This is a genomic window from Mycobacterium sp. (genome assembly GCF_008709575.1).
Classification (GTDB): domain Bacteria; phylum Actinomycetota; class Actinomycetes; order Mycobacteriales; family Mycobacteriaceae; genus Mycobacterium.
In genome coordinates this window covers 53342-59659 of sequence record NZ_VYIK01000016.1, presented here as the reverse complement: position 1 = coordinate 59659, position 6318 = coordinate 53342, and the positions used below count along the sequence as shown (strand labels likewise).

7 protein-coding genes are annotated in these 6318 nt (G+C 70.5%); all 7 read right to left on the bottom strand.

The annotated features are described in order from the left end of the window. Positions 1-2487 (bottom strand): chromosome segregation protein SMC (gene smc, locus F6Q13_RS05620; RefSeq protein WP_293053491.1); only part of this gene is annotated, 2487 nt, incomplete at its 3' end. An 11-nt stretch (positions 2488-2498) separates the two neighbouring features. Then, positions 2499-2780, bottom strand: coding sequence for an acylphosphatase (locus tag F6Q13_RS05615; protein ID WP_293053488.1), 282 nt, complete (start codon positions 2778-2780; stop codon positions 2499-2501). Next, entirely contained in the window at positions 2767-3180 is a 414-nt protein-coding gene (locus tag F6Q13_RS05610) for an OsmC family protein (protein WP_293053485.1), read from the bottom strand. Before F6Q13_RS05610 ends, F6Q13_RS05615 begins: the two co-directional genes overlap by 14 nt. Positions 3181-3210: 30 nt before the next feature. Continuing rightward, positions 3211-4086, bottom strand: coding sequence for a DNA-formamidopyrimidine glycosylase (mutM, locus tag F6Q13_RS05605; RefSeq protein WP_293053482.1), 876 nt, complete (start codon positions 4084-4086; stop codon positions 3211-3213). A 5-nt stretch (positions 4087-4091) separates the two neighbouring features. Then, positions 4092-4772 carry a ribonuclease III gene (rnc, locus tag F6Q13_RS05600; protein WP_293053479.1) on the bottom strand — a complete coding sequence of 227 codons (681 nt, stop codon included), beginning with the start codon at positions 4770-4772 and terminating at the stop codon, positions 4092-4094. After that, positions 4769-5350 (bottom strand): DUF177 domain-containing protein, encoded by a 582-nt coding sequence (locus F6Q13_RS05595; protein WP_293053476.1) that lies wholly within the window; start codon positions 5348-5350, stop codon positions 4769-4771. Before F6Q13_RS05595 ends, rnc begins: the two co-directional genes overlap by 4 nt. A 33-nt stretch (positions 5351-5383) precedes the next feature. Then, positions 5384-6121 carry a cell division protein SepIVA gene (gene sepIVA / locus F6Q13_RS05590; protein ID WP_293053473.1) on the bottom strand — a complete coding sequence of 246 codons (738 nt, stop codon included), beginning with the start codon at positions 6119-6121 and terminating at the stop codon, positions 5384-5386. Positions 6122-6318 lie beyond the last annotated feature (197 nt).

Here is a 6318-nt window from a genome sequence, read left to right as displayed (position 1 = left end):
CGCCGCCCGTTCGGCGGTGGCGGCGCGGCGCAGCGAATCGGCCCGCCCGCGCACCGCGTTGGCGCGCTCCTCGGCGGTGCGTACCGCCAGCCGGGCTTCGACCTCGGCGCTGCGGGCGGCCTCGACAGCGGCGGCGATCTGCTGTCGGGCCCGGAGATGGCCGGGTTGCGCGTCGGCGGGCTGGGTCTGCTCGGCGTTGCGCAACCGGGTCTCCAGCTCGCTGAGTTCCTCAAGGGTCTGCGCCCGGCCGGTCTCCAACTCCTCGCGCTGACGCAGCAGCCGCCGCCACTCCTCCTCCGCAGCGCGGGCGTCCTGAGCCAGTCGCCCCAGCTGCTCATAGCTCGCCGAGATCGCGGCGTCGGATTCGTTGAGTGCGGCCAGCGCCTGCTCGGCGGCGTCCTGTCGGGCGACCTGCTCCCTCAGCGCCCCCGACAGGGCTGCGCCGAGCGCGGCGGCCGACGCCTCGGCGGCGGCCAGTTCGGCGCGAGCCTTGTCGATCTCGCTGGTGATCTCCAGTGTGGAGGGTTTGCGGTCGGAGCCGCCACTCACCCAGCCGGCACCGACCAGATCGCCGTCGAGGGTGACCGCGCGCAGCCACGGGCTGGCGGCCACCAGGTCGAGCGCGATCGTCAAATCGGCGACCACCACGACGCCGGAGAGCATTGCGGTCATCGCACCGCGCAGCCGCGGCGGCGCTTCCACCACATCGAGAGCCCACCGGGCACCGTCGGGCAACCCGCCGGGCGGCGGCTGCGCGGAGTCCGCTGCGGCGGGCCAGTCGCCGAGCACGATCGCCGCGCGGCCGCCGTCGGCGTGTTTGAGGGCAGCCACCGCGGAGCGGGCGGCACCGAAACTCTCCGCAGCGACCGCATCGGCGGCCGCGCCCAGCACCGCGGCCAGCGCGCCCTCGTAGCCGGTCCGCACCTTGATCAACTTGGCTACAGGCCCGAAAATCCCTTGGCCACTGAGATTTTCGGTCAGCCATGCGGCACCGTCCTTGCGTTCGAGCGCCGTCGACAGGGCGTCGATACGGGCCCGTAGCGACGCCACCTCCCGTTCGGCACCGCGTTCGGCGGACTGTAACTCGGCGACCCGCTCGTCGGCCAGCCGCAACGCCGCCACCATCCGTTCGTGGTGCTCGTCGAGGCCGACCTCGCCCTGATCGAGTTCGCCGACCCGGCCCTGCAGGGTTTCGAATTCGGCCCGCGCCGCCTCAGCTCGGGCAGCGGCTTCCTCGATGCGTTCGGAGAGCTCGGCCACCGCGTCATCGGTCGACCCGACCCGCGCACGCATGGTCTCCACCTGGCCGGCCAGCCGGGCCAGGCCCTCACGCCGGTCGGCCTCCGCCCGCACCGCGGCCAGGTGCACTTGCTCAGCCTCGGCGGCACTGCGCTCCCGCTCGGCCAGCTCGGCCCGCGCAGCGTCGAGCCTGACCCGGGCGGCAGCCAGCTCGGCCAGCAGCTGCCGTTCGGCGGCCTCGACCTCTCGGGCTTCGGCCTCCAGCGCGTCGGGGTCGGGTCCACCGGTCAGGGCCGGCTCGACCTCCAGGTGCTGGGCCCGCTCACGTGCGATGCGCACGGTGGCGTCCACCCGTTCGGCCAGCGCCGACAACCGGAACCAGCTCTGCTGCGCAGACTCGGTGCGCTCGGACAACCGGGTCAACGCGGCCTCGTGGGCGGCCAGCTCGTCAGAGGCCGTCGCCAGCCGGGCGGCGGCCGCGTCGTGGTCGCGGCGCAACGCCGCCTCGGCCTCGGCGGTGCCGTGCAGCTCAGCCCGCCGAGCGACCAGGTCGTCGGCGGCCAACCGCAGCCGGGCATCCCGCAGGTCTGCCTGGATGGTCTGAGCGCGCCGGGCCACTTCGGCCTGGCGGCCCAGCGGTTTGAGCTGGCGGCGCAGCTCGCTGGTCAAGTCGGTGAGCCGGGCCAGATTCGCCGACATCGCCTCCAGCTTGCGGACCGCCTTTTCCTTGCGCCTGCGGTGCTTGAGCACGCCGGCCGCTTCCTCGATGAACGCCCGGCGATCCTCCGGCCGCGACTCCAGGATCTCATTGAGCTTTCCCTGCCCGACGATCACATGCATCTCGCGACCGATGCCGGAGTCGCTGAGCAGCTCCTGGATGTCCATCAAACGGCAACCGCTGCCGTTGATCTCGTATTCGCTGGCACCGTCGCGGAACATCCGGCGGGTGATCGATACCTCGGTGTACTCAATCGGCAGCGCGTTGTCGGAGTTGTCGATGGTGACGGTGACTTCGGCGCGGCCCAGCGGGGCCCGTGACGAGGTGCCGGCAAAGATGACGTCTTCCATCTTGGCGCCGCGCAGCGTTTTGGCGCCCTGTTCGCCCAGCACCCAGGCCAGGGCGTCGACCACATTGGATTTACCCGAGCCGTTGGGGCCGACCACGGCGGTGATGCCCGGTTCGAAACGCAGAGTCGTCGGCGCGGCGAAGGACTTGAAGCCCTTCAGCGTCAGGCTCTTGAGGTACACCACGTGTGAGACTACCGCTCGGTGAAGCCGGAGATCGGTTCGCCGCGCGGCGACCAATCAGCGACGACCTTGTCGACCTGGCCCGGCGTGTTACCACCCCGCAGCAGGCTCAGCAGCCGCTCGCATTGGGCGCGGGGTCCCTGCGCGACCACCTGCACCCGGCCGTCACGGCTGTTGGCGGCATAGCCGGTGAGTCCGAGCTCCAGCGCGCGCGAGCGGGTCCACCACCGGAATCCGACGCCCTGCACCCGGCCGTGCACCCAGGCGGTGAGCCGGACGTCAGGTTCGGCCATCGACGACCTCGAAGGTCACCGTGGTCCCTGACTTCAGCGTGCGCCCGACAGTGCAGCCCCGGTCGACGGCGCGCTCGGCGACGATCCGCAGCTGCTCGGCTTCCCGGTCGGTCAACTCCGACAGGTCGAGCACCAAGGTCGCCTCCAGCAGCGGATAGCGCTGCTGTTCGCGGTCGGCGTTGCCGCCGACCCGGACCGTCGCGGGGTAGTCCGCACCGAGCCGACGGGCCAGCGGATGGTCGGTGGCCATGGCGCTGCATGCCGCGAGCGCGATCTTGAGCAGCTCCCCGGGGGTGAACACGCCCTCGACGTCCTCGGGTCCGACGAGAACCTGCGCGCCGCGCGAGCTGTGCCCGCTGTAGCGGCGAACCCCGGTGCGCTGCACCCACAGTTGCGTCATGAGTCCTTTTCTACCGGGTTCTAACGGGTTTTACCGGGTCGCGTCGCGTCGCGAACGTGCGCGTGGCCGGGGCTGGCAGCGCGGGCAGTAGAACGACGAGCGGTTCATGAACTTCTCCCGGCGGATCACCGCCCCGCAACGCCGGCAGGGTTTACCGGCGCGCCCGTAGGCCTCCAGCGACCGGTCGAAGTAGCCGGACTGGCCGTTGACGTTGACATACAGCGCATCGAAGGAGGTGCCACCCTGCTTTAACGCGGCGCGCATCACCTCGGCGGCCGCATCCAGGACCGCCGTCACCTGCCGGCGGGTCAATGCGTTGGCACGGCGCGCCCCGTTGACCTTGGCCCGCCACAACGCCTCGTCGGCGTAGATGTTGCCGATGCCGGACACGACGGTCTGGTCGAGCAGCTGGCGCTTGATCTCGGACTGCTTGCCCCGCAACACGTCGACCACCGCATCCGCGTCGAACGCGGGATCGAGCGGATCCCGAGCCAGATGCGCGACCGGCGCGGGCACGGTGCTGCCGTCGACGACCACCAGCTCGGCCAGCAGCCAGCCCCCGAAGGTCCGCTGGTCGACGAAGCTCAGCGTCGTCCCGTCGTCGAAAAACGCGGCGACCCGCAGGTGGCCGGTGTCCGGCACCGCCCCGAGCAGCATCTGTCCGCTCATGCCCAGGTGGACCACCAGCGCGCGGTCCCCCTCGTCCAGCGTGAGCCACAGATATTTTCCGCGCCGGCCCGAGTCGGTGATCCGGGCGCCGAGCAGCCGCGCCGTCAGGTCGGCCGGGCCGGCCTGGTGGCGGCGCACCGCGCGCGGATGATGCACGCGGACCGCGGTGATGGTCCGACCCACCACCTGGGCTTGCAGTCCGCGCCGCACCACCTCGACCTCAGGCAGTTCGGGCATGGATGTCAGGCGCGCTCGAGCGAGTTCCAGGCAGCTGCGGCGGCCTTCTGCTCGGCTTCCTTTTTGGATCGCCCCACCCCGGAGCCGTACTCGGTGTCCATCACCATCACGACGGCGGTGAACTCCTTGTCGTGGTCGGGGCCGGTGGCGGTGACCTGATATGACGGCGGGCCCAGGCCCCGGGCCGCGGTCAGTTCCTGCAGGCTGGTCTTCCAGTCCAGGCCGGCGCCCAGAGTGGGCGCGGCGTCCAGCAGCGGACCGAACAGCCGCAGGATCACCTTGCGGGCGATGTCGATACCGTGTTCCAGGTAGATCGCGCCCAGCAGGGATTCCATGCCGTCGGCCAGGATGCTGGATTTGTCCGCGCCGCCGGTGGCGATCTCGCCGCGCCCCAGCAACAGGTGCGCACCCAGGCCCTCGTCGGTCAGGCCGCGCGCGACGTCGGCCAGCGCCTGGGTGTTGACCACGCTGGCCCGCAGCTTGGCCAACTCCCCCTCCGAGCGGTCCGGATGGCGACGGAACAGCTCGTCGGTGATGGTCAGGCCCAGGACGGCGTCACCGAGAAACTCCAAGCGCTCGTTGGTGGGCAACCCGCCGTGCTCGTAAGCGTAGCTGCGGTGGGTCAGCGCCAGGGTCAACAACTCGCCGGGCAGTTCCAGCCCGAGCGCCTCGAGCAGGCTGCTCATCGCTGCGATGCGGCCCGGCCGCGGGGCACCATCGCGGCCAGCTTGGCCCACCGCGGATCGATCAGGTCGTGGTGATGACCGGGCTCCGCGGCCAGCGGCACCCCGCAATCCGGGCACAGCCCGGGGCAGTCCGCCCGGCACACCGGCGACAGCGGCAGCTCCAGCCCCACGGCATCGATGATCGGCTGCTCGAGATCGACGACCCCATTGACGACCCGGCCGATCTCGTCGTGCCCGGTGGTCATGTCGGTGGCCGTGTCCGGGTAGGCGAACAATTCGGTCAGGCTGACCTGCACGTACGAGTTCACCATCGTCAGGCATCGGGCGCACTCGCCGGTGGTGGGAGCCTTCAGCGTGCCCGTGACCAGGACGCCCTCGGACACCGACTCGACTCGCAGATCCAGCTCGATCGGGGCGCCGGGCTCGATCGCGATCAGGTCCAATCCGATGCGCGCGGGGCTGGACACCCTCTGACGCAGGCACAGCATGGCCCCCGGACGTCGGCCCAGCCGCGCGATGTTGATCGCGAGCGGAGAAGCGGGGTGCCGCGGCGGGGTCGGGCTGTGTTGCCTGGCCATGCCGCCGATTCTACGGCCGCCGGCCGCGGGCGATCAGCGTTGCACGTAGTCGTGCACACCCGCTGCGGTCCGCAGTTGGTGTCGGCCCCGGTTGACCGAGCGCAGTGTGCTGTTGAGGAACTCCTCGAACTCGGCCAGCTTGGTGTCGACGTAGACGTCGCATTCGCCGCGCAGGCGGTCGGCTTCGGCGTGCGCGGCGTCGATGAGCCGGGTGGCCTCGGCGTTGGCCGTGGCCACCACCTCGGTCTGCGACACCAGCCGCTGTTGCTCTTTGATGCCCTCTTGCACGGCCTTCTCGTAGGAGATGTTGCCGTTTTCCACCAGCCGGTCACACTCGGTCTTGGCGCGGCTGGTGGCGGCTTCGTATTCGCGCTTGGCCGCGGCCGCGATGCGCATCGCCTCCTCACGGGCCTCGTGCACCATCCGCTCGCTGTGCTGGCGCGCCTCGGCCACCATGCGGTCCGCCTGCGCCTTGGCGTCGGACAACAGCCGATCCGCTTCCGCGCGGGCATGGTTGAGTGTCGACTCTGCCTCGGTGGTGGCCGAGGACACCATCGAGTCCGCGTGCTCCTTGGCGTCGTGCAGCAGCGAATCGCGCGCGTCGAGCACATCCTGGGCGTCGTCCAGCTCGGTGGGGATCGCGTCCTTGATGTCGTCGATCAGCTCCAGCACGTCGCCGCGCGGCACCACGCAGCCGGCGGTCATCGGCACACCGCGGGCTTCTTCGACAATGGCAGCCAATTCGTCCAGCGCTTCAAAGACTCGGTACACGGCTACACCTTCCCGGCATCGTTGTTGTTACCAGTGTGCCTGGTGTTGCGCTTGCGACCACGTTTCCGGCCCGGTGTGTCGAACATTAGCGCAAAGCCTGACCGCTGCCCCACGAAGTGCCGCCCGCTGACTATGCTTCGTGGACAAGCGATCGATGCGACACCAGGGACACCTACCACACGCGGCCGGTTCGGGAG